At 68.6% G+C, this 23,992-nt stretch carries 17 protein-coding genes and 1 pseudogene; 11 read left to right on the top strand and 7 right to left on the bottom strand.

The window, feature by feature from the left end; all coding sequences use genetic code 11:
- The first annotated feature begins 60 nt into the window (after positions 1-60).
- The 3 genes and pseudogenes from ABZ345_RS30465 to ABZ345_RS30455 all read left to right on the top strand — a co-directional run.
- The gene (locus ABZ345_RS30465; RefSeq protein WP_359856107.1) at positions 61-879 is read left to right on the top strand and encodes an SAM-dependent methyltransferase; all 819 of its coding nucleotides are present in this window, start codon (positions 61-63) and stop codon (positions 877-879) included.
- Positions 880-981: 102 nt separating this feature from the next.
- On the top strand, positions 982-3,069 hold the full coding sequence (locus ABZ345_RS30460) for an EAL domain-containing protein (protein WP_359856105.1): 2,088 nt from the start codon (positions 982-984) through the stop codon (positions 3,067-3,069).
- 115 nt (positions 3,070-3,184) lie between these two features.
- Positions 3,185-3,425 (top strand): annotated as a pseudogene (locus ABZ345_RS30455) (IS481 family transposase); the annotation flags it as partial.
- Positions 3,426-3,518: 93 nt separating this feature from the next.
- Here ABZ345_RS30455 and ABZ345_RS30450 read toward each other — a convergent pair.
- Positions 3,519-4,514 carry an alpha/beta hydrolase gene (locus tag ABZ345_RS30450; protein ID WP_359856102.1) on the bottom strand — a complete coding sequence of 332 codons (996 nt, stop codon included), beginning with the start codon at positions 4,512-4,514 and terminating at the stop codon, positions 3,519-3,521.
- Positions 4,515-4,531: 17 nt separating this feature from the next.
- Positions 4,532-5,842 carry a cytochrome P450 gene (locus tag ABZ345_RS30445; protein WP_359856100.1) on the bottom strand — a complete coding sequence of 437 codons (1,311 nt, stop codon included), beginning with the start codon at positions 5,840-5,842 and terminating at the stop codon, positions 4,532-4,534.
- A gap of 162 nt (positions 5,843-6,004) precedes the next feature.
- Between ABZ345_RS30445 and ABZ345_RS30440 the strand changes: the two genes are divergently transcribed.
- Complete coding sequence (locus tag ABZ345_RS30440; RefSeq protein ID WP_359856097.1) at positions 6,005-6,817, top strand: SAM-dependent methyltransferase; 813 nt, start codon at positions 6,005-6,007, stop codon at positions 6,815-6,817.
- Between the two features lie 208 nt (positions 6,818-7,025).
- Complete coding sequence (locus ABZ345_RS30435; protein WP_359856094.1) at positions 7,026-9,038, top strand: EAL domain-containing protein; 2,013 nt, start codon at positions 7,026-7,028, stop codon at positions 9,036-9,038.
- A 109-nt stretch (positions 9,039-9,147) separates the two neighbouring features.
- Here ABZ345_RS30435 and ABZ345_RS30430 read toward each other — a convergent pair whose 3' ends face one another.
- Positions 9,148-10,095, bottom strand: coding sequence for a chitinase (locus ABZ345_RS30430; RefSeq protein ID WP_359856091.1), 948 nt, complete (start codon positions 10,093-10,095; stop codon positions 9,148-9,150).
- Positions 10,096-10,270: 175 nt separating this feature from the next.
- Here ABZ345_RS30430 and ABZ345_RS30425 point away from each other — a divergent pair, with 175 nt between their 5' ends.
- On the top strand, positions 10,271-13,408 hold the full coding sequence (locus ABZ345_RS30425) for an ATP-dependent DNA helicase (RefSeq protein ID WP_359856088.1): 3,138 nt from the start codon (positions 10,271-10,273) through the stop codon (positions 13,406-13,408).
- Positions 13,409-13,879: 471 nt separating this feature from the next.
- A complete protein-coding gene (locus ABZ345_RS30420; protein ID WP_359856085.1) occupies positions 13,880-17,239 on the top strand; it encodes a UvrD-helicase domain-containing protein in 3,360 nt (1,119 codons plus the stop codon).
- Here the strand turns inward: ABZ345_RS30420 and ABZ345_RS30415 are convergent.
- Positions 17,223-17,762: a hypothetical protein gene (locus tag ABZ345_RS30415; protein ID WP_359856082.1), complete on the bottom strand. Its 540-nt coding sequence runs from the start codon at positions 17,760-17,762 to the stop codon at positions 17,223-17,225. The two genes, ABZ345_RS30420 and ABZ345_RS30415, sit on opposite strands and share 17 nt — an antisense overlap.
- Positions 17,763-17,838: 76 nt before the next feature.
- Complete coding sequence (locus ABZ345_RS30410; RefSeq protein WP_359856080.1) at positions 17,839-18,219, bottom strand: hypothetical protein; 381 nt, start codon at positions 18,217-18,219, stop codon at positions 17,839-17,841.
- Positions 18,220-18,281: 62 nt separating this feature from the next.
- Between ABZ345_RS30410 and ABZ345_RS30405 the strand changes: the two genes are divergently transcribed.
- Entirely contained in the window at positions 18,282-19,688 is a 1,407-nt protein-coding gene (locus tag ABZ345_RS30405) for a M20/M25/M40 family metallo-hydrolase (protein WP_359856077.1), read from the top strand.
- On the top strand, positions 19,685-20,728 hold the full coding sequence (locus tag ABZ345_RS30400) for a potassium channel family protein (RefSeq protein WP_359856075.1): 1,044 nt from the start codon (positions 19,685-19,687) through the stop codon (positions 20,726-20,728). The genes ABZ345_RS30405 and ABZ345_RS30400 overlap by 4 nt, the downstream gene beginning before the upstream one ends.
- On the opposite strand, the gene ABZ345_RS30395 is transcribed toward ABZ345_RS30400, so the two are convergent.
- Positions 20,697-21,164, bottom strand: coding sequence for a hypothetical protein (locus ABZ345_RS30395; protein ID WP_359856072.1), 468 nt, complete (start codon positions 21,162-21,164; stop codon positions 20,697-20,699). The two genes, ABZ345_RS30400 and ABZ345_RS30395, sit on opposite strands and share 32 nt — an antisense overlap.
- A 43-nt stretch (positions 21,165-21,207) precedes the next feature.
- Positions 21,208-21,777, bottom strand: coding sequence for a hypothetical protein (locus tag ABZ345_RS30390; protein ID WP_359856069.1), 570 nt, complete (start codon positions 21,775-21,777; stop codon positions 21,208-21,210).
- Positions 21,778-21,857: 80 nt separating this feature from the next.
- Between ABZ345_RS30390 and ABZ345_RS30385 the strand changes: the two genes are divergently transcribed.
- Positions 21,858-22,526 carry a response regulator transcription factor gene (locus tag ABZ345_RS30385; RefSeq protein ID WP_359856066.1) on the top strand — a complete coding sequence of 223 codons (669 nt, stop codon included), beginning with the start codon at positions 21,858-21,860 and terminating at the stop codon, positions 22,524-22,526.
- 11 nt (positions 22,527-22,537) lie between these two features.
- Positions 22,538-23,830: a HAMP domain-containing sensor histidine kinase gene (locus tag ABZ345_RS30380; protein ID WP_359856063.1), complete on the top strand. Its 1,293-nt coding sequence runs from the start codon at positions 22,538-22,540 to the stop codon at positions 23,828-23,830.
- Positions 23,831-23,992: the final 162 nt, after the last annotated feature.

The raw sequence follows: 23,992 nt of genomic DNA, 5'->3' as shown, positions 1-23,992 counted from the left end.
GGTGACTAGGCTCGTGCGTCATCCCGAACCGCTCCAGCCCGAACTCGCGAGAGGTGCAGCGTGGCTGAGACCCAGAACTGGGTGCCCCTCGGCATCGACACCACCGTGCCGAGCATGGCCCGCGTCTACGACTACATCCTCGGCGGCGCTCACAACTTCGCCGCTGACCGGCAGGTCGGTTCGCAGATCGAGAAGCTCGTACCGGGGCTGCCCAGCGTCGCCCGGCTCAACCGGCGGTTCCTCGGTCGCGCGGTGAACTTCCTGATGGACCAGGGAGTTCGTCAGTTCCTCGACATCGGGTCGGGCATCCCGACGGTCATGAACGTGCACGAGGTCGCACAGCAACGCGACCCGGCTGCGCGAATCGTCTACGTCGACAAGGATCCCGTTGCCGTAGCGCACAGCCGATTGATGTTGTCCGACAACGAAAATGCTGCAATTGTGCAGGCCGACATGCGCGAACCGGACGCCGTGCTGTCGAGTCCCGAGGTGAAAAGCCTGCTGCGCCTTGACGAGCCGATCGGCCTGTTGATGCTGCTCATGCTGCATTGGGTGCCGGACGAGGACGACCCGCGCAAGCTCGTCGCCACCTATCGCGACGCGTTGCCCGCCGGGAGCTTCGTCGCGATGACGCACGTGGCGAAGGACCAGATCGACGAAAGCGTCGACCAGGCCGCCGCGGTGGTGAACCGGAGCAAGAGCGCGGACCAGATGCACATGCGCACGCACGAGCAGGTCAGCGCGTTGTTCGACGGGTTCGAGCTGGTCGAACCGGGCCTCGTGGGGTGCGGTGAGTGGCGGCCGGACGGGCCCGGTGACATCGCGGACGAGGTGTCCATGAACATGTTCTTGTACGCCGGGGTGGGTCGTAAGGACTGAAACCACCCTGTAGTGTCGGAGGTTCACTCCGTCGGCGCAGTGGGCGTCGACTGCCGGTAGGTAGACTGCCGGACACTCTTCAACCCATACAGGGCAACGGGAATGACGAAACCGAACCGAAGACCCGATGCCGCTCCACCCTCGGACACCGCCGCCGTCCGCGCGCGAGAAGCCTTGTCGCGCAAGTGGAGCTACCTGCTCAGCAGCGTCATCGTCGTCGCGCTGAGCAGAGACGAGCTGGACGCTGAACTGGCCGCCCAGCTCGACGCGTTGTGTGCGGCGCTGCACAGCGAGCCGTTCGACCCTGCCCCGTTCGAGGAGGTGGGCGAGCGACTCGTCGCTCTCGGCTACGTCAACGAGCCCGGGTTGAAACGCACGGTCGACGTGCTCGGCAAAGGCTTGCTGGCGCTGGAGGAGTTCCGCGCGACGGACCAGCTCACGGTCCGCGTGGTCGGCGGAATCGGTGCGCTGGCGTGTGGTTTCACCGCCGCGCGTGCCCGCTCGATCCTGGACCAGCAGGAGAGCATGCAGCGGTCGTTGCTCAAGGCCGCCCACGACGCGCAACGGGACCAGCGGCACAGCGAGGCGAAGTTCGAGGGCTTCGCGTCCTCGTCGACCAACGGCGTTCTGATCGTCGGCCTCGACGGACGGCTGGCCTGGAGCAACGACGCGATCGGCGAGATCCTCAGCCACCACCCGGAACAGGGCACCAGACTGGTGGAACTGATCGCGCCGACCTCGATCGTGGTGTTCCGCGAGATGATGGAACGGGTGCTCGCCGAGCGCGACGAGTTCGAGCGCGAACCGATGCAGCTCGTGCGCGGAGACGGGGAGTTCGCCAAGGTGACGCTGACGGCGTCACTGTTGCGCGACGACGAGGGCAAAGCCAGTCATGTCCTCGTGATCGCCGACGACGACACAGAACTTGCTTTGTTGCAAGGAGAATTGCGCAGGCAGTCGCTGCACGACGTCCTCACCGGCCTGCCGAACCGCCAGTTCTTCACCACGCACCTGGAAACCGTGCTGCGCCGCGCCGACCCCGAGTTCGGCGTGACGATCTTCCACCTCGACCTCGACGCGTTCGGCCTGGTGTGCAACAGCCTCGGCGGCCGCGTGGGCGAGAAACTGCTGCAGCACGTGGCACGCAGGCTGCGCGGGCTGATGTCGCGCGAGCAGGCGATGGTCGCGCGGTTCGACGGCGACGAGTTCGGCATCGTCGTGGAGAACACGGCTTCGACGCCGGACGTCGCGACGACGATGGCCACGATCAACGCCGACCTGGCCGACCCGTTCTACCTGGACGACCACGGCCTCGCGGTCTCGGTGAGCGCGGGTGTCGTCGACCGGCCGTCACCCGACGTGGAGCCCACGGAGCTGCTGCGCATGGCGGACCTGGCGTTGCGTCAGGCCAAGAAGGACCAGCGCGGCCAGTGGGAGTTGTTCCACAGCAACCAGGACACCGCGGACCGGCGCGACGCCGCCCTCGCCGTGGTGATGCCGGGAGCGTGGGAGCAGGGCGACATCGGCGTGACCTACCAGCCAGTCCGCGTGCTCGCGACCGGTGAGCTGGCGGGCGTCGAAGCCGTGCTGCACTGGGAACTCTCCGACAACAGCGCCGCGCTCGCCGACTCGACGGGCCTGATCCTGCCGATGGGCGAGTGGCTGATCAGGATCGCGGCCGGCCAGGCCCAGTGGTGGCGTCAGCGCGGTGAGCTCGACCAGCAGTTCGGCGTCCGGCTCACCCGGCACCAGTCGACCGACGCGGACCTGGTGTCGCGCGTGACGAAGGTGATCGAGGAGACCGGGATGCCGCACGAGCGGCTGACGTTGTCCATGCCGGTCTGCGTGCTGGGCGTGGCCGACGCGGCCGAGAACCTGGGCACGTTGGCGGACATGGGAATCCGGATCGCGCTCGACGACTTCGGGCTCGGGCCGCGGGACCTGGCGTGGCTCTCGGAGCTGCCGGTCGTGTCCGTGCTGGTGCCGAAGGACCTGGTGCGGCGTCAGGACGTGCGCTCGGCCGCGTTGATCCCGGCCGTGCACGAGCTGGGCGTGAACCTCTGCGTGGACGGCATCGAGACCGCCGAGCAGGCGAAGTGGTGGACGGAAGCGGGCGCCGACCTGGCGATCGGCGCCCACTTCGGGTCCCCGCTGGACGCGGGCGAGTTCCTGAAGAACCTCAGGGACTAGGTGTACTGACCGCAGAGGTTGAGAACGGTTCGGCACCTGGTCGGATGATCTTGGAATGAGGGCCTCCGGGTCCGGTGTGGATTGCGACGTCTACACCGACCAATGGAGGCCCCTCGTGATCCACGCCAACGCACCGCTGACTCCGGCGGGCCGGCTGCGTCTGGCCGATCGATCATCGCGTCCGCACACGAGGCCGGGCCGTACCCCGATCCGGATCGAGCGGCGGATCATCAAGGTCCGCCTGACTCGGCGGTGGGGACCGGCCCGGATAGCGTTTCCTGCTGTGCCTGGTGCCTTCCACCGTGCACCGTGTGCTGACCCGGTTCGGCTTGGCGCGGCTGGCCTACCTCGATCGGGCCGCGGTGGCTGCACACCTGCAATCACCACTGCGGCCACACCGCACTCGCAGGCCTACCCACCCGCGTTCCTGAACTCTGTTTTCAGTACGTCTAAATGCTGCGCTGCCACCCCACGACGACCCGGTGGTAGCGGTCCGAGTCGGGTGCGAAGTTGAAGCAGTGGCCGTAGCCGGTGACGACGAACGCGTCCACCTTCGGCGCCCGCGCGTAGAACGGCCTCTCGGACGCGGCCAGCGCCTCGCTCGAGGAGCAGTCGGAGCCGAGCGGCGGAGTGCCGCAGAAGTAGTCCGCCGTCGTCTGGACGCTCATGACCGGCGCGGTGATGTTGCGGCTGGCCGGGATCACGATGTTCACCATCAGCGGTGTCGTCACCAGTTCGCCCGCCGCGAAGGCGTCCTTTGTGGACTCGTCGTAGTCGATCACGGTGGAGTTCAGCGGGCCCGGCTTGTGGAAGCTGGCGTAGCGGGATCCCGGCACCGTCGTCAGGTAGCCGGGGTCCAGGCCGAGACGGCTCAGCCGCGGGTCGAGCATGACCGGGATCGAGCTGGCGATCGCGGGCAACGCCTTGATGTAGTCCCACTGGTTGGTCATGCCGGTGATCAGCACCCCGTCGACGTCGTGGTACGTCGCCGCCTCGACGATCGTGACCACGGAGCCGAGCGAGTGACCGCCCAGGAGCACCTTCTGGAACTGCGCGCGCATCCGTTGCACCACCTGGTGCACCGCTTCGGCCTGGCTGGTGACGGTGATCAGCAGGCTGAGCGGCTTGCTGCTCTTGCCGGTGCCGATCCGGTCCACGGTCATGGTGGCGATGCCGGCGTGGTTCATCGCCAGCCGGACGGAGCGGACGTCGGGCTGGACCGGGATGTCCCAGTACGCGCTGGTGTAGGTGGCGCCGGGAACGAGGACCTGGACCGTTCTCGCGCCCTCGGGGACGCACAGCTTGCCGTACATGGTCTGCTGGGTGAGGCCGGAGCTGACCGGTGTGTACACGTCCTGACAGCTGATTTCGGCCGCGTTCGCCGGGAGGGGCGCGGTACCGAGCAATGCGAGCACTGCGACGGCACAGAGCCGACGGAGACGCATGGGGGAACAACCTCCAACTAGCGGGGAACGGCCTTCATCATCAGGCCGAGGGGGTAGACGGCGTTGGTGAACTTGGTGCGCACGGGCCGGTCGGGGACCAACCGGTAGCGGGCGCAGACGGACGCCACCGCGATGACGATCTCGGTGAGCGCGAAGTGGTTGCCGATGCACTGGTAGATGCCGCCGCCGAACGGGACGAACGCGCCCTTGGGCAGCAGCCGGGCGCGTTCGGGCGTCCAGCGGTCCGGGTCGAAGCGCTCGGGATCGGGATAGTGCACCGGGTTGTGGTGCATCGCGTGCGGGCTGATGATCAGCTCGGTGCCGGGGGCCAGGCGGACGCCGCCCAGCTCGACCTCCTCGGCCACGCGGCGCATGAGGAGCCAGAGCGAGTACTTGCGCAGCACCTCGTTCGCGACCTGGGCGACGTAGGTCAGCTTCGGCACGTCCTCGAACGACACGGGACGCCCGGCCAGCACCTCGTCGAGCTCGGCCAGCACGCGCTGCTCGACGGCGGGGTTGGCGGCGATCTCGTGGAAGATCCACGCCAGCGCCAGCGCGGTGGTCTCGATGCCGGCCGACAGCAGCGTGATGACCTCGTCGAAGACCTGCTCGTCGGTCATCGGCTCGCCGGCCTCGTCCCTGGCCAGCATCAGCATCGATAACAGGTCGCCCTGATCGGTGCCGTCTACCCGCCAGCTCGCGATGACCTCCTGCACGATCGCGCGCATCCGGTCGATCGCGGCGTCGAACTCGCGGTTGGCCGGGATGGGCAGCTTCTCGACGAACCCCGGTGAGAGCGCGCGCACGATGCCGTTCTTGACGATCACGAAGATCGACCGGCGGGCCTCGTCGACGGCGCGTTCGCCGATCTCGGTCGAGAAGAGCGCCTCACCGACGATCGTGACGGCGAGGCCCTGCACGTCCTCCTCGATCCGCCGCACCTCGCCGGGCCGCCAGCCGTCCACCAGTTCCCGCGTCGCGCGGACCATGGTGTTCGCGTAGCCCGCGATCCGGTCGCGGTGGAACGCCGGCTGCATCATCCTGCGTTGGCGCTGGTGGAACGGGCCGTTCGACATCACCAGCCCGTTGCCCATGAACGGGCGGAACTTGTCGAACATTCGCCCTTTGTGGAACTTGGGCGCATCGGTGACCAACACCTGGTGCATCAACTGCGGGCTGGTCACGAATAACGTGCGCATTGGGCCGAGGTAGATTTCGACCAGATCGCCCTGACCTCGTAAATTCGCAGTGAACTCGAATCTTTTCCGCAGCAACGGCAGAGTGTGCCCGAGAAATGGCAGCCTGCCGGGCGCCACCGGGACAGACATCATCGCTCCTCGCGACGTGGAAAGAGACGGCCAACCTTAGGAGTCGTTCGGCCCAGAGTGACAGTGCCCGATCGGGTGGCGTGCGTTCACACCTGTGGACTAGTCGCGCGCACTTCGTGCCTGCCTAAGCTTGTGCGTCCACAACCTGATGAGGTGGTCGTCGTGGGTGACGAGCGGAACTGGGTTCCACAGAGCGTCGACGTCTCCGTTCCGAGTGCGGCGAGGCTGTACGACTACATGCTCGGCGGCGCGCACAACTTCGCGGTGGACCGCCTCGCGGGCGACCGGATGGAGGCCGTGATGCCGCACGCGCGCAGTGCGGCCAGGGTCAACAGGGCGTTCCTCGGCCGCGCGGTGCGGTTCATGGTCGCGCAGGGTGTGCGCCAGTTCCTCGACATCGGCTCCGGCATCCCCACCGTGGCCAACGTGCACGAGGTCGCGCAGGCGGAAGACCCGGCGTGCAAGGTCGTCTACGTCGACCGCGACCCGGTGGCCGTCGCGCACAGCGAGCTCATCCTCGCGGGCAACGACAGCGTCCGCGTGCTGCAGGCCGACCTGCGGGACCCGGACAGCATCCTGAACAGCCCCGAGGTGGGCCTGCTGGACTTCGACGAACCGATCGGGCTGCTCATGCTGCTGATGCTGCACTGGGTGCCGACCGAGGCCGATCCGTGGGGGCTGCTCAAGCACTACCGCGAGGCGCTGCCCAGCGGGAGCTACCTGACGATCACGCACTTCGCCGACGACCACGACTACGAGGGCGTCAGGACCGCGGCCAAAGGCATCAACAGCGCGGGCGGGGACCAGGTCGTCGAGCGCAGCAAGGACGAGATCGCCGCGTTCTTCGGTGATTTCGAGCTGGTCGAGCCGGGACTCGTCACATTCGCCGAATGGCGGACCTCCGGACCGGGGGACATCTCCAGTGATCCGGCGATCAACAGGCTTGCTTACGCTGCGGTCGCACGAAAGCCATAGAAATCTCGATCGAGGGGTCCTGATTCACACAGTCGGTCGAGAAGAGACTGACCGTGTGTGGGTAAGATGCCGTGCATCTGAGCCCATTGCGAGGCAACCCCGAATGTTCAACCCGAGTCGAATACCAGCCGTCACGCCCTCGCCTCAGGACATTGCCCGGGCGCGGCTGACGCTCGCCCGGAAATGGTCGTACCGCCTGCTCAGCGCAGTGGCGATCCCGATGGGCCGCGACGTGCTCGACGAGGAACTGGGCATCCGGCTGGACGCTCTGTGCGCGATGCTGCACGAGGAATCGTTCACCACCACCGCGGCGGAGAAGGCCGGCGAGGAGCTGGCGAGGCTCGGATACCTGGGGCACCTCGGGCTGCGGTGCACCTCGGAGGTGCTCGGCAAGGGCCTGCACGCGCTGCCGGAGTTCCAGCCAGTCGACCGGTACTCGGAACGGATCGCGCTTCTGGTCGGCGCACTCGCGAGCGGCTTCCTCAAGGCCAACACCGAGTCCGTGCTGGCACAGCAGGAAAGCCTGCAGAAGTCGTTGCTCAAGGCGGTGCGCGACGCCAACTGGAATCTCAAGGAGAGCGAGGCGCGCTTCAACGAGGTCGTCACGTCGTCCACCAACGGTGTGCTGATCGCCGACCTCGAAGGGCGGCTGCTCAGGACGAACGCGGCGGTCGGCGACATCCTCGGGTACGCCCAGGAGGAACTGGTCGGGACTGAGCTGGCCGACCTCATCGAGCCCGGCTTCGCCGAGATGCTGCGCGAGGCGATGAAGGAGCTGCTCGGCGGTGGCGCGGAACGGATCCGGCAGTCGCAGCGGATGCTGCGCAAGGACGGTGACGCGGCGCGGCTGACGTTGACGGCGTCGCTGTTGCGCGGCGCGGACGACGAACCCAGCCACTTCGTCGTGGTGGTCGAGGACGGCACCGAGCTGGAGCTGTTGCAGAGCGAGCTCAAGCGGCAGGCGCTGCACGACGTGCTGACCGGGCTGCCGAACCGCCAGTACTTCACCACGCAGCTGGAGACCACGCTGCGCAAGGCCGATCCTGAGCACGGCGTCACGATCTTCCACCTCGACCTCGACGCGTTCGGCATGGTGTGCAACAGCTTCGGCGGCAGGGTCGCCGAACGGCTGCTGCAACACGTCGCACAGCGGTTGACGGTGCTGCTCGCGAGCGAGAAGGCCATGGTCGCCAGGTTCGACGGCGACGAGTTCGGCGTCCTGCTGGAGAACAAGGCGACCACACCGGACATCGGCACGATCATGAGGAGCATCAACGACGACCTGCTGCTCGAACCGACCTTTTTGGACGGTCACGGGCTGGCGGTGTCAGTGAGCGCGGGCGTGGTGCACCGGCCTCCCGCGGATGCCGAACCGGTCGACGTGCTGCGTGCGGCGGACACGGCGTTGCGCAGGGCGAAGGTGCGCAGGCGCGGTCAATGGGAGGTGTTCCACGCCGGTCAGGACGCCGAGGACCACCGTGACCACGCGGTGGCGATGGCGATGCCGTCCGCGTGGGAGAACGGCGAGATCACCGTGCGGTACCGGCCGATCGTGCGACTGGTCGACGGTGAGGTCAGCGGTGTCGAGGCGGTGTGGCACTGGGAGCGGCCGGACGCCGGGACGCTGGGCCACGACAGGTGCGCGGAGCTGGCCGAGGCGACCGGACTGGTCCTGCCGCTCGGCGAGTGGCTGATGCGGGTCGCGGGCGGGCAGTCGGCGTGGTGGCGGCAGCGCGGTCAGCTCGACCGGGCGCTGGTCGTGCGGCTCACCGCGCACCAGTCGACCGACGCGGACCTGGTGTCACGCGTGGTGAGCGTGCTCGAGGAGACCGGTCTGACGCCAGCGGATCTGGCGGTCAGCATGCCGGCCGAGGTGCTGCTGGTGACCGACGCGGCGGACAACCTGGGCACGCTGGCGGACATGGGCGTTCACATGGGGCTCGACGACTTCGGCCTCGGACCGCTGGATCCGTCCGCCGTGTCCGACCTGCCGGTGAAGTCGGTGCGGGTGGCGCGCAGCCTCGTCGAGCGCCGATCCCCTTACGTGACGGCGTTGATGCCGATCGTGCGAGGAGCGGGCGTGACGGTGGCGGTCGACGGGATCGGCAGCGCGGAGCAGGCTTCCTGGTGGCGCGCGGCGGGTGCGGACTTCGCGACCGGCCCCCACTTCGGTGTGGCCGTCGAACCGGGAGACTTCCTCAAGAGGCTCGAAGACAGGTGAAGCGGGCGCCGGATTCGGCGCCCGCTCCCTCTGTGCCGCGGGATGCGGAGGCTTGGAACCCCGGTGGCCGGACGGGGTCGGGGTCACGTCCGGCCACCGGAGGAGTCTGTCAGCCCTTGAAGCCTGCGAGCGTCTTCGTGAACTCGTAGGTTCCCTGGTTGATGCCGCTGCACGAGTCGCTCATGCCGCCGCAGTTGCCCTTGTCCCGGTTGACCGCCCAGAACGAGACGCGGGACAGGTGCTTCGTGTTTGCCCAGTCGACGATCGACTTGAAGTTCGCCGGGGTGACGGTCTCGCCGGTGTCGGTCTTGCCGTTCATCGAGGAGAGGCCGCTGCGCCGGTAGGCCGCGTCGTCGGAGAGGCCGAACGTGGACTTGATGTGGTTCTTCAGGCCGTCGACCGCGCTCTTGGTCTTGGCGGCCATGTCACCGCCGCTGCCGAAGTCGAACGGCATGACCGCGAACGTGTCGATCGGCGCGCCGAGGTCCTTGGAGCGGGTGACCAGGCGCTTGCCCCACGAGTTCGGGCCGGTGGCCTCGGTCGGCATGGTGATGACGACCTTCACGCCCGCGTTGTTCTGCTTGATGATCTTCAACGCGCCGAGCACGCGGTCCTGGACCGTGTTGTTCTCGAACTCCTGCGCCTCGATGTCGATGTCGATCGCCTTGAGTCCGTAGGCGTCGATCACCTTCTGGTAGGCGCCGGCGAGCGCGCTGGCACTCGAGCACTTCTGGCCGAGCTTGTTGCCGGACCAGCCGCCGATCGACGGGACGGCCTCACCGCCGGCCGCGCGGATGTTGTTGATCAGGGTCTTGTCGGATCCGGTCAGCGACCGGTTGCCGTCCCACTTCGGGTTGCAGCCGCCGTCGCTGAGGATGAACGCGAGGGTGAACGACTTGATACCCGTTTGCTGCATGACCGACGTCGGGTTGGGCTGGCTGCCCCACTGGTAGAGGTAGGGGGCCGCGAGCACCGGGTTGACGGCAGCCTGCGCGGCCGTGGGCAGCAGCATCGCCGTGCACGCGGCAGCGACTGCGCCGACGAGGAACCGCTTCATCAGTCCTCCAAGAACTGCTCGGTCCAGGGCGGCGGAGCTGGCAGTGAGGGGGCTCACAACGTCTTCAAAAATGGACTAGACCACCTCTCTCTGTCAAGAAGGTAGACGAAATCCGCATGCGGACCGCCTGGCGGGCGTCGCCGATCTTGTCGGTGCCGCGTGGTGAAATCGAGGCGTGGCACTTCCACCGCAGCTGGTCCGCAGGAAGCCGGAGACGCGCCCGCGTCCCCGGTGGGACGCGGCTGCCCAGCGGGTGTTCGGTCAGCCGGGCTTTCTGAGGGTGCTGGGTGGTCCGGGGACCGGGAAGACGACGCTGCTGGCCGAGCTGGCCGCGCACGTCGTGCTGGAGGAGGGGGCCTCGCCGGAGAACGTGCTGGTGCTGACGGCGAACCGGCGCGCGTCCGTCGCGTTGCGGGCGCACATCACGCGGTTGCTGACCGGGCGACTGTCCACGATCCGCGAGCCTCTCGTGCGGACTGTCCACTCGTACGCGTTCGCGGTGTTGCGCAACCAGGCGGTGCTGGCCGGCGAGCCGCCGCCCCGGCTGCTGTCCGGGCCTGACCAGGACGCGATGGTGCGCGAGCTGCTGGCCGGTGACGCCGAACTGGGCGCGTCGAACTGGCCGGAGCGGCTGCGGCCCGCGCTGGAGCTGCCGGGGTTCGCGCACGAGCTGCGCGACCTGCTGCTGCGGGCCGCCGAGCGTGGTCTGGGGCCTGAAGACCTGGTCGAGCTCGGTGCGGAGCACGGGCGCGACGAGTGGGTGGCGGCCGGGCTCTTCGGGCAGCAGTACGAGTCGGTGAACCTGCTGTCCGGCATGGACTCCGCGACGTCCTACGCCCCCGCCTACGACGCCGCGGAGCTGGTGTCGTCCGCTTATGCCGCGTTCGTGAACGACGAGGAGCTGTTGTTCGGCGAACGGCGGCGGGTGCGGTACCTGCTGGTCGACGACGCGCAGCACCTCGACCCGATGCAGTACTCGTTGATCAGCTCGCTGGGTTCGGGAGCGTCGCGGTTCGTCCTGGCGGGCGACCCGGACCAGGCGATCTTCACGTTCCGCGGCGCCTCGCCGGAGATCCTGCGGGACGTGCCGGGCGACACGGTGGTGTTGTCGCAGTCGTTCCGGATGATGCCGGAGATCCGGGACGCGGTGGCGCGCCTCGCCGCCCGGCTGCCCGGTGCTTCTCCCGCGCGTTCCGTGCTGCCGGCCGACGGCGAGGGGTCCGTGCAGGTCCGGCTGCTCGCGTCGTCCGCGCAGGAGGCCACGTGGGTGGCGGACCAGCTGCGCCGCTCTCATCTGGCCGACGAGGTGCCGTGGTCGCAGATGGCCGTCATCGTGCGTTCGGCGACGTTGTCCCTGCCTGTGCTGCAACGGGCTCTGCTGGCCGCCGGCGTACCGGTGGCGGTGCAGTCGGACGAGTTGCCGTTGGCGCAGCAGCCTTCCGTGCGCCCGCTGCTGGCTCTCGTCCGTGCGGCGGCCGTGCCGGGTTCTTTGGACGAGGACACGGCGGCGATGCTGTTGTCGTCCTCGTACGGCGGGGCGGATCCGTTGGCGCTGCGCCGGTTGCGCCGTGGCCTGCGTCGTCTGGAGATGGCGGCGGGTGGCGACCGTCCTTCCGGCGAGCTGCTGGTCGAGGTGGTGGAGACCCCCGACCGCCTGGCGGCGCTGGAGGACGTGGAGTCGCTGCCGGCCCGCCGGATCTCGCACCTGCTGGCGTTGGCGCGCAAGGCGATCGAGGCCGGCAAGTCGGTGGAGGTCGTCCTGTGGGACCTCTGGACCGCGACGGGCCTGCAGGAGCGCTGGGTCGCGCAGTCTGCCCGCCGCGGCATGCCGGGCATGCAGGCGGACCGCGACCTGGACGCGATCGTGGCGCTCTTCGAAGCGGCCGCGAAGTACGTCGACCGCCTGCCGGGCTCGGGCGTGGCGGGCTTCGCGGACTACCTGGAGTCCCAGCGGATCGTCGGCGACACCCTGGCCGCCGCCGCTCCCACGGGCGAGGCGGTGTCCGTCCTGACCGCCCACTCCGCGGCCGGTCGTGAGTGGGAAGTCGTTGCCGTGCCGGGAGTTCAGGAGGGCAGCTGGCCGGATCTGCGCCTGCGCGGCACGGTGCTGGGCGTCGAACGCATGGTGGACGTGCTGGCCGGCCTCGAACCGTCGGTGTCCGCCGTCGCCCCGATCCTGGCCGAGGAACGCCGCCTGCTGCTGGTCGCTGCTTCCCGTGCCCGCTCGAAGCTGCTGATCAGCGCCGTGCGCGGGGAGGACGAACAGCCGTCGCGCTTCCTCGACGAGATCGAGTCCTCGTCCGAGGAGGAACGCAAGCTGCACCGCCCCCAGCGCGGCCTGGTGCTGGCCGAACTGGTCGGCGAACTGCGCCGCGTCGTCTGCTCCGATGCCGAGGATCCGTCGCGCCGCTCCCGTGCGGCCGCCCAGCTCGCCCGCCTGGCCGAGGCGAACGTGCCGGGCGCGCACCCGGAGTCCTGGTACGGCGTGGCCGAAGTGTCCACATTGGACGCGCTGTGGACGGAGGAGCAGAAGGTCAGCGTGACGCCGTCGACCATCGAGGTGATCACGAAGTGCCCGCTGCGCTGGGTCGTCGAACGCCACGGCGGTCAGGACCCGGCCGAGCTCGCCTCCGTCACCGGCACCCTGGTCCACGCTCTCGCCCAGGCCGCCGCCTCAGGCGCCGACTCGGCGCAGCTGCGCGTGAAGCTCGACGAGGCCTGGGCGGCCGTGGACGCAGGAGCCCCGTGGTTCTCGCGTCGCGAACGCCTGCGCGTGGAACGCATGCTGGACACGTTCCTGGCCTGGCTGACCATGAGCCGCAGCCAGCTGACCCAGGTGGCCGTCGAGGAGGAGATGGTCGTGGAGGTCCCCAAACGCGACGGCGGCCCGTGGCTGCAGGTCCGGGGCCGGGTGGACCGCCTCGAACACGACGAGGACGGCCGCCCCATCGTGATCGACATCAAGACCGGCAAGAACCCGGTCTCCCGCGACGCCTCCCAGGAACACCCGCAGCTCGCCGTCTACCAGCTCGCCACCTCCCTGGGCGGCTTCACCCACATCGGCCTCGGCACCGAACCGGGCGGCGCGCGCCTGCTCTACGTCGCCAAGGAGGACAAGAAGACCGGGGCCGTCGAACGCACCCAGGCCCCGCTGGACGAGCAGGGCGTCCAGGCGTGGCTGGAGGTCGTGCAGGACGCGGCGGAGTCGGTGCTGGGCCCGGACTACACGGCGCGGGAGAACGCGGACTGCGACCGCTGCCCGGCGCGCACGACGTGTCCGGTGCACCCGTCGGGGCGGCAGGTGAGCGAGTAGGTGGTGGGTGCGGCGTGTCAGCTTCAGCGCGGTTGAGTGGTGCTGCTGGGGGTGCGTGCCTGGCGGGGCGAATGCCTGGCGCGGATGTCGTGTCTCGTGCACCTCCGGCGGCCGCGAGTAGGTGGTGGGTGCGGGGTGTCAGCGTCAGCGCGGTTGAGTGGTGCTGCTGGGGTGTGCCCGGCGGAGCGAACGTCCGGCGCGCACGACGTGTCCGGTGCATCCGTCGGGGCGGCAGGTGAGCGAGTAGGCAGTACAGCATCTGGGCTGCCGGTGCACCTCTGGCGGCCACGCGTAGGCTGATCGCCGTTGACCTGCGCGTTTCCCACGTCCGAACGGTCGGCGAACACACGGGCCTGGGTGCTGCGGAAGCTCGCGGCCCAGGTAGGAAGATGTATTGGTGACGTTGCTCAGGAACTGCGACCGGACTGCCGCCCCGCGCGACATTCGGCATCGCGCCGTTCGAGGGCAACGATGACCGTCAGTCCCTTCGAGATCGCCGAAGCGCTTGGGCTCAACAAACCGACCCCCGAGCAGGCCGAGGTCATCGCCGCCCCCACCCAGCCGGCGCTGGTCATCGCCGGTGCGGGCGCGGGCAAGACCGAGACCATGGCCGCCAGGGTCGTCTGGCTCGTGGCCAACGGCATCGTGCTGCCGGACCGGGTGTTGGGCCTGACCTTCACGCGCAAAGCCGCCCGCCAGCTCGCGGACCGCGTGCGCGCCCGGCTGCGCAGACTCGCCGGATCCACCCTGCTCGACGAGCTCGACCCCAGCGGCGAGCGCAAGATGGACGTCCTCACCGGCGAACCCGTCGTGCTGACGTATCACGCGTACGCGGGCCGGTTGGTGACCGAGCACGGCCTCAGGCTCCCGGTCGAGCCTGGCGTGCGGCTCCTCACCGAGACGGCGTCGTGGCAGCTCGCGCACCGGGTCGTGTCGACGTGGGCGAAGGATCTCGACACCGACAAGGTCCCCGCGACCATCACCGGGTACCTGCTGTCGCTGGCGGGCGAACTGGGCGAGCACCTCGTCACCCCGGAAGCCCTGCAGATCCACGCGGACGAGCTCTGCGCGCTGATCGAGAACGCGCCGAAGGCGAAGGGGCAGCGGGAAGCCCTGCCGGAGAAGCTGAAGGACGTCATCCGCGCGCAACGGCTGCGGGTCGCGCTCCTCCCGCTGCTCGACGCGTACCAGCAGCGCAAGCGGAAGGAGGCGGCACTCGACTTCGCGGACCAGATGTCGCTGGCCGCGCAGCTCGCCGCGTTCAAGGAGGTCGCGGAGGGCGAGCGCGAACGGTACGGCGCTGTGCTGCTGGACGAGTACCAGGACACCGGCCACGCGCAGAGGGTGCTGCTCCGGAGCCTGTTCGGTGAGGGCGAGCCGATGCCGGTCACGTCGGTCGGCGACCCGGCGCAGGCCATCTACGGCTGGCGCGGCGCGAGTGCCGCCAACCTGCCGCGGTTCGCGGACGACTTCCCGCCCACCAGGAAGTTCGGGCTGCTGACCAGTTTCCGCAACCCGCCCGAGGTCCTGGAGCTGGCGAACGCGGTGTCGCTGCCGCTGCGAGAAGCAGGGCTGGACGTCGAGGAGCTCAAAGCACGGCCGGGAGCCGGACCGGGCGACGTCCGGCTCGCGCTGCACGAGGACATCCGCCAGGAGCTCGACTGGATGGCGGACAACGTTGCGGCGCAGTGGATGGCGCACCTCGACCAGGAAGGCGTGCCGCCGACGGCAGCTGTGCTCGTCCGCAGGCGGTCCGACATGGCGGCCATCGCGGTGGCGCTGAGGGAACGCGGGCTGCCCGTGGAGGTCGTCGGCCTGGGCGGGTTGCTGGACGAACCCGAGGTCAGGGACCTGGTGTCGGCGCTCAGGGTTCTCGTGGACCCATTGGCGGGAACGGCGGCGGCACGCCTGCTCACCGGATCGCGCTGGCGGCTGGCCGCACGCGATCTCGCCGCACTGTGGAGCAGGGCGCGAGAGCTGGCGGGAGTCCAAAGCAGACAGTCCGTTGTGGACGATCCGCTGCTGGTCATCGCCGACGCGCTCCCCGGCGAGCACGCGGAACAGGCCGGACTGGCGGACGCACTGGACGACCCCGGCAACGCGGACGCGTACTCGCAGGACGGCTACCGGCGCATCCGCAGGCTCGGCGGCGAGCTGGCGTCGTTGCGGCGCAGGCTCGACCAGCCGTTGCCCGAGCTCGTGGCCGATGTGGAACGCACGCTGCTCCTCGACATCGAGGCCATGTCCAGGCCCGGCATGGTCGGCAGGGCGCACCTCGACGCGTTCGCGGACGTCGTCACGGACTTCGCGGCCGCCAGTCCGAGCGCGACGCTTCCGTCGTTGCTGGACTACCTGTACGCCGCCGAGCACGCCGAGGACGGGCTGGAGCCGGGCGAGGTCGAGGTGTCCGAGGACCGCGTGCAGATCCTCACCGTGCACTCCGCGAAGGGGCTGGAGTGGCGGATCGTGGCGTTGCCGCACCTGGTGAAGGACGTCTTTCCCGGACGTAAGAAGTCGTCGTGCTGGTTGAAGTCGGTCACGGAGCTGCCCGCGGACCTGCGGGGAGACGCGCAGGACCTGCCGCAGCTCAGACTGAGCGCAGGCTTCAACCGCAAGGAGGTCGACGAGGCCCTCACGATCCACGCGGAGGAGTTCGAGGAGCGCAGGCTCGTCGAGGAACGCCGGCTCTTCTACGTGGGTGTGACGCGGGCCGAGCACACGCTGTTCATGTCGGGGCACTGGTGGGCCGAGGCGGGCGAGAAGCCCAAGGGGCCGTCGGTGTTCCTGCAGGACATGCACGAGGTCCTGCAACGGGACAACCCGCCCGGCGACATCAGCGTGTGGGCCGACGAGCCCGAGGCGGACACCCCGAACCCGCTCGCCGAGGACGTGAAGACGAGCCAGTGGCCCGCCGATCCCCTCGGCAAGCGCAGGGACGCCGTGGTCGAGGGCGCGGAGCTGGTGCTGGCCGCGCTGAACGCACTCCGCAACACCCCGCCCGAGCCGTTGCCGCTGATCTTCGAGGAAGAAGAGGCACCGGAACCGGAGATCGCGGAGGACTACCCACCGCCCGACGAGCCACCGGACGACGACTTCCCGCCGGAGCCCGAACCGCTGCCCGACGACGTCGTGCCGGACGACCCGGAGATGCCGGAGGACGACGACCCGGAGGGCTGGGCGAAGGACGTCGACGTGCTGCTCGCCGAACGAGCGGCGTCGATGAACCGGCGCGAGCAGGTCGAGCTGCCCGACCACCTGTCCGTCAGCCAGCTCGTCGAGCTCGCCAAGGACCCGGACCTGCTGGCCCGCAGGCTGCGGCGCCCGCTGCCGTTCCCGCCGAACCCGCTGGCGCGAAGGGGCACGGCGTTCCACACGTGGCTGGAGAACCGCTTCGGCGCCACGCGGCTGCTCGACATCGACGAGCTGCCCGGCGCGGGGGATGCCGACGCGTCACCGGACGCCGACCTCGAACGCCTGAAGGAGTCGTTCCTGCAGAGCGACTGGGCGGACCGGACGCCGCACGACGTCGAGGTGCCGTTCGAGGCGGAGTTCGACGGAATTTCGGTGCGCGGGCGGATGGACGCCGTCTACAAGGACCCGGACGGCTGGACCGTCGTGGACTGGAAGACCGGTGCGGTGCCGGACGCGGAAGCGCTGCCGGCGCTCACGGTGCAGCTCGCGGCCTACCGGCTGGCCTGGGCGGCGCTGATGGGGGAGCCGCTGGAACGGGTCCGAGCCGCGTTCCACTACGTGCGGCACGACCACACGCTCAGGCCCACGGATCTGCTCGACGAGCAGGGCCTGAAAGACCTGATCAGGACTGTTGGCTAGTTCCGGCGGGAGCGTGCGATTCCTTCAGCACGCGTTCGTAGAGCACCTCGAGCAGCCACCGTCCGAACAGCGACGGCCCGAACTCCGGCGACCTGTCCTCCGGCGGCACCATCAGGTCCGCGGACGAGTCGTCGGCGACCACGACACCGATGCCGTAGTAGTCGAGCTCGATGTACGACCAGGCCAGCGACTCGTCGGACCGCGGGAGCAGCACCGCGCAGGGAGCCAGGGTCAGCAGGGTGCCGCACGACTGCAGGGCGCGATCCGTGGTGGACTCGCAGACCAGCACACCGACGAGCTCGACGGCCGCGACGGGCAGGCGGTCGTGGGCCTCGGGCTCGAACCAGGAGCGGAACCACGACGGGTCGGCGCGGGGCGGCCAGCCGTTCTGGGTTCTCCACTCGTGCACGTCGGGCAGCAAACGCACCACCGCGGACACCTGCTGGCCGAGCACGGCGACGTCGGGAACGACGACACCGTCCCAGTCGAGCGCGTGCGCGGCGCGCTGAAGAAGCGTTTGCACAGGGCGCATCCTAGAGTTCCTCGCGTGAAAAATGACAGCGTTTGCGGGATACTTGGTTAAGGATTACCCAGGGTGGTCATGGAGAACGTTTGGCCACATTCCAGGCCCATGCGATGAGCGGGATCTGAAGTGGCAAGCGACCATACGCCAGTGCGCGCGCTTTCGGCGACTTGGAGCGGTAATCAAGAGCCATTTTCACGTTTGCCGGGAACACCGCGGCGAAAAAAGCGGTGGCCGCGACTGCGCCCAGTTTGCGTGTTCGAGGAGCCGCCACGGCTGTGGCCAGGGCCAACTCGGCCACGCCCGACACGTAGGTCCACTGCCGCGGGGTGCCGGGCAGGGAACGCGGGACGATCGCGTCGTAGTAGTTCGGCCTGGTGAAGTGGGTGACCCCGGCCAGGCCGAGCAGTCCGGCGAGCGCCATCGCCGACCGCGCTCGGGAACGGTTTGGTTCCATGCAGTCACCCTGTCATGCCTACGCCGCGTAGGCGAGATGGGGCTGGCCTATTCTCCACGGGCGTGGCAGGTGATTCTCATCATCCCGAACGCGCCGCTGTTGCCGCGCTGAGCGATTCCTTCGTCGCCGGGCTCCGCGAGTGGATCAAGATTCCGTCGATCGGCGTCGATCCCGCACATCACGTTGACGTGCAGAGATCCGCCGAGTGGCTCGCCGGTCAGCTCAGAGCCGACGGCTGGCCGGAGATCGAGATCTGGGACCGGGGACCAGCGCTTCCGGCTGTGTTCGCCTGCTGGCCCGCCGAAAATCCCGGTGCCCCGACCGTGCTCGTCTACGGCCACCACGACGTGCAGCCCGTCGATCCGGTCGAACGCTGGCACCATCCGCCGTTCGAGCCCGTGACCAGCGGCGACGAGCTGCGCGGCCGGGGCGCGAGCGACGACAAGGGGCAGGTCGCGATGCACCTGCTCGCGGTGAAAGCACATCTGGCGGCGACCGGACAGAATGCGCCGAGCGTCACTCTGAAACTCTTCATCGAAGGTGAGGAGGAATCGGGTTCACCGCATCTGCGAAAGCTGCTCGAAGCCCACGGAGCAGATCTCGCCTGTGATCTTGTGGTGTTCACGGACACCGCTTTGCACGAACGCGAGGCGCCGACGGTCAACACCGGCCAGCGAGGTGTTCTCGGCGGCGAGATCACGTTCTTCGGCGGCACCGACGACGTTCATTCGGGACGGGCGGGTGGCGCGATCCCGAATCCCGCGACGGCGTTGGCGAAACTGATCGCCGCGCTGCACGACGACGGCCGGGTCCAGCTGCCGGGCTTCTACGACGACGTCCGCGAGCCGTCCGAACAGGAGCGCGAGGACTACGCCGCGCTGCCGTTCGACGAGCAGAAGTGGCTGGTGCACAACGGGGGCGGCGCGCAGGCGTTGGCCGGCGAACCCGGCTACACGACCCTGGAGCGCATCTGGGTCCGGCCGACCGCCGAGGTCAACGGCATGAGCAGCGGCTACACCGGCCCCGGCCTGAAGACGATCGTCCCGGCGACGGCCACCGCGAAGATCAGCTTCCGGCTGGTGCCCGACCAGCTGCCCGAGCGGGTCGCGGACCAGCTGCGTGAGTTCGTCGCCAGGCACACGCCTCTTGGTATCCGCGCCGAGGTCAGCTTCCGCGGTGAGGGCGTGCCGCCCTACGCGATCAGTCCGGACGACCCGGCCAACGCCACGGTGAAGGAGGCGATGGAGCTGGCGTTCGACCAGCCCATCCGGTTCGCGCGGGCCGGCGGATCGGGGCCCGCCGCGGTGCTGCAGGCGTGGCTGGGGGTGCCCCTCGTCTACCTCGGAGCGACCTTGCCGGATGATCGCGTCCACGCGCCCAACGAACGCGTTGTAGTGCCACTGCTCCTCAAAGGCGCGGAAGCGGCGGCTCACCTGTGGCGAATGCTCCCCGAGAGGTTGACTCGATGAGCCTGTCTGACGAAGCGTCTCATTCGCTCGTCGGTGTGATCAGGATGCCGGAGCTGGCGCAGAGCCCGGTCCGCGCGATCATGAAACGTGTCGTCGGCGCACTGGCCGCGCTGCTGCTCGCGGTGCTGATCGTCTACCTGGACCGCGACGGCTACCGCGACGTCAACAACGACGGTGTCTCGCTGCTCGACTCGTTCTACTACGCGACGGTGTCTCTCTCGACGACCGGCTACGGCGACATCACGCCCGCCTCGTCGTCAGCGAGGCTGATCAACGTCCTGGTCATCACGCCGTTGCGGGTCCTGTTCCTGATCGTGCTGGTCGGCACGACACTCGAAGTTCTCACCGAGCGCTCCCGTCAGGCGTTGCGCATTCAGAAGTGGAGGCGGATCGTGCGGGACCACGTCGTGGTCGTCGGTTATGGCACGAAGGGGCGCTCGGCGGTGCAGGCGCTGCTCGGCGACGGTGTGGAGCCCGGCTCGATCGTCGTCGTGGACACCGTGCAGGAGTCGCTCGACGCCGCGTCCGCCATCGGGCTCGTGACCGTGCATGGTTCCGGTACGCGCAACGACGTGCTGAGGGTCGCCGGTGCGGCCCGAGCACGCGCGATCGTCGTCGCCCCGAGCCGGGACGACACGGCGGTGCTGGTGACGTTGACCGCCCGCGAGCTCGCCCCGAAGGCGCAGATCGTGGCGTCGGTCCGGGAACGGGAGAACGAGCACCTGCTCAGGCAGTCCGGTGCCGACTCGGTGGTCGTGTCCTCCGAGACGGCCGGCCGGCTGCTCGGCATGGCGACGACGACGCCGTCCGTGGTCGAGATGGTGGAGGACCTGCTCACGCCCGACGCGGGCCTCGCGATCACCGAACGCGACGTCGAGGCCGGCGAGGTCGGCGGGTCGCCGCGGCACCTGTCGGACATCGTGCTGGGCGTGGTGCGGGAGGGGAAGCTCTACCGGGTCGATGCCCCGGAGGCCGACGCGATCGAGCCCGGCGACCGGCTGCTGTACGTCAAGAAGGTGACTCCGCCCGGCGGGGAGTAGGCATCACGGCCGGTGCGCGCAGAGGCGCGTAGCGGAAGAGGAACGCGTAGAAGCCGCCCGCCAGCGCTGCCATGCACAGCAGCAGCGCGGTGAGGCGGCGCCCGACCGGGAGTCCGGCGGGGATCGACGCGGCGGACGACACGATGGTGTTTTCCTGCTCGTTGCCGGTCATCACGATCTCGACGGTCTCGCCCTTGCCGTGGCCGCAGCCGTCGAGCTTGGCCTGCTTCTTCTGGCCGTTCGCGTCCCATTCGACGGTGTCCATGCCCTGGCCGCACGAACCCGTCTCGACGACGGTCGCGGTCACGGGTCTGGGGGGTTCCTCGGCGCCCAGCACCTTGGCCGGCACTAAAAGCGCGACGGCGACCCCGATCCCGACCAGTCCGACGACCAGCAGGATGAACACCCATCTGTCCGGGCTTCGCGGAACCGCCACACTGCGATGTTCGCAGACGCGGCGGTCCGCGTGGAGCCCAGGTTTACTTCGGCAGCTGACGCAGCTGCTCGACCTTGACGGTCTTGCCGTCGGACACCGTTCCGGTGATGGCCACGAGATCGCCGTTCTTCGGCTTCGTGCTGACAGCCGACAGGTCCAGTGGCGTCTGCAGGCCGTCGACCTGCACCAACGTGGCGTTGTCGCCGTTGACGTCCTTGACGGTGCCCTGCTCGTGAGCCTTGGCCAGCGCCACGTTCAGCGCCTTGCCGTCCTTCACGCGCACGGTCACGCGCTGCTCGGCCTTGAGCCCGTTGAGGTCTCCACCGCGCAGCTTCGTCGAGCCGTCAGTGGTCAACGACACCTCGCTGCCGTCGTCCTTGGTGATGGTGAGCTTGCCGGACTCGACCGATTTCACCCGTCCGACGACGAGCGTGCTGTCCTTCAGGTTCGCCTTGCCGGGGCGGCCGGGCTTGCCGGGACCGCCGGGGTGGCGCTCCGCGAACGCCGCGGGCGGCCCGTCGGAGTTGTCGGCCGCCGTCGCGACCGCGATGCCGCCGACGGTGAGGCCGGCGGCCGCGACGATGGCGCCGGCCCACGCAGATTTCTTCGACATAGAGCTCAGGGTGCGCCTGGATGCTGAGGGCGAGCTGAAGGCGAGTCGCCCGAAGTCCGGATGATCAGCAGAATGGTGAGGTGTCCGCCAGGGTGTTGGTGATCGAGGACGCCGAGGCGATCGGCGCCGCGGTGTCGTCCGCGTTGCGCGAGTCCGGGTTCGAGGTGCAGCACAGGCTGGACGGGCGCCAGCTGGAGGCCGATCTGGGGCGCTTCCGGCCCGATCTCGTCGTGCTGGACGTGATGCTGCCTGGTCGTGACGGGTTTGCGCTGCTCGAGGTGATCCGGCGGGCTTCCGGGGCCGGCGTGGTGATGCTGACCGCGCGCGATGGTGTCCCGGACCGGTTGCGCGGCTTGTCGGGCGGGGCCGATGACTACGTCGGGAAGCCGTTCGTGCTGGCCGAACTGGTGGCTCGGGTGTCGGCCGTTCTTCGCCGGCTCGGTCGTACGCCTTCCACGGTGCAGGTCGGGGACCTGGTGGTCGACGCCGACGCCGGTGTCGTCATGCGGGCCGATCAGGCCATCGAGCTGACCGCCACCGAGCTGCGGTTGCTGGTGTACCTGGCCGCCCAGCGCGGGCGGGTGGTGTCCAAGACGCAGATCCTGACCGCGGTGTGGGGGTACGAGGACTACGACCCCAACCTGGTCGAGGTCCACATCTCCGCTGTCCGCCGGAAGCTGGAGGAGCACGGGGGCCGGCTGGTGCACACCGTGCGCGGGCTGGGGTACGTGTTGCGGGCCGAGGAATGAACCTCCGCACGGTGTCATTGCGGCGCCGGGTCGCTGTTTCGGTTCTGCTGGTGCTGTTTCTCGTGCTGGTGGCGTTGGTCATCTCGGTGGACCGGACCTTTGCGGGGCAGTCCAACAAAGACGTCGACGTTGTGCTGCTGGATGCCGGGAATCGTGCCTCCCTGATGATGTCGCGCAATGTTCCGCCTCGGGAGATCGTGCGGCAGCTTTCCAAGCGGAACATTCACGTTACCGTGGAGATGCCCAACGGGACGCGGTACGGGGATGCTCCTGAGGAAGGACCCTTTTCGCGCAAGAATCAGGTCATTCGTGGGGCCAAGTTCACGTTTTATGCTGATACTGAAGCCATTTCTCAGGCTCAGGCTCGGTTGCGGAAGTTGCTGATCATGTTGGGGATCGGCGCTATCGTGATCACCGGGGTGTTGATGATCTGGGTGGTTCGGCGGGCCCTTGCTCCGTTGGATGCCATGACCTCGTTGGCTGAGGCTATTGCTCTTGGGCATCGGGGTGGGCGGTTGAATCCCACTCGTACTGATACCGAGTTGGGGCGGACCGCTGCTGCCTTTGACGGGATGCTGGACTCGTTGGAAGGGTCGGAGCAGCGGACTCGGCGGTTTGTGGCTGATGCTGCTCATGAGTTGCGTACTCCGATCACTGGGGTTCAGGCTGTGGCTGAGGCATTGGTGGCTGCTCCGGTGGATTCGCCTGATCGGGATCAGATGTCGTTCCTGCTGGTTCGGGAGGCTCGGCGGGCTGGGCGGCTGGTTGATGATCTGCTCGCGTTGGCTCAGTTGGATGCTGGGTATGAGATGCAGCGGGAGCCTGTGGATTTGATGGGGCTGGCGTTGGCTGAGGTGGCTCGTACTCGGTTTGTTGCGCCTGACTTCGACATTGCTGCTGAAGGGGAGGCTGGGAGCGTTACCGTTGTTGGGGATGGGCAGCGGTTGGCTCAGGTATTGGTGAACCTGGTGGACAATGCTCGGCAGGCTGCTGGTCCGCAGGGGAGAGTGCGGATTGTTGTGGATGCTGGGGGATTTACTGTGTTTGATGATGGGCTTGGGGTTCCTGAGGCTGAGCGGGAGCGGATATTTGATCGGCTTGTTCGGTTGGATGATGCTCGGGATCGGCGGTCTGGGGGGTCTGGGTTGGGGTTGGCCATTGCTCGGGGGGTTGTTCGGGCGCATGGTGGGGAGTTGAGTTGTTTGCCCTCTGAGGGGGGAGGGGTTTTTCGGGTTTGGTTGCCTGGAGGGGTTTTGGGGTCGCCATTGGGGGAGCCGCCTTCGGCGGGGGCGCCTGGTGCTTAGGTGGTCGGCTTGCGTTGGGCGGGTCACGTTCCGTGCGTTTCGCGGCTTTGTGGGTGGTCGCCTTGCGTTGGGCGTGTTCTGTTTAGGGCGCGGGGCTCCGCCCCGGACCCCGCCAATCTGATCAAAGACCAGCCAGCGCCGCTTGCGGGTTGATGGCACGCC

Origin of the sequence: Lentzea sp. NPDC005914 (assembly GCF_040629405.1) — a bacterium.
Lineage (GTDB): Bacteria > Actinomycetota > Actinomycetes > Mycobacteriales > Pseudonocardiaceae > Lentzea.
The sequence above is the reverse complement of the archived record's forward strand: the minus strand, read 5'-3'. Positions and strand labels throughout refer to the sequence as shown.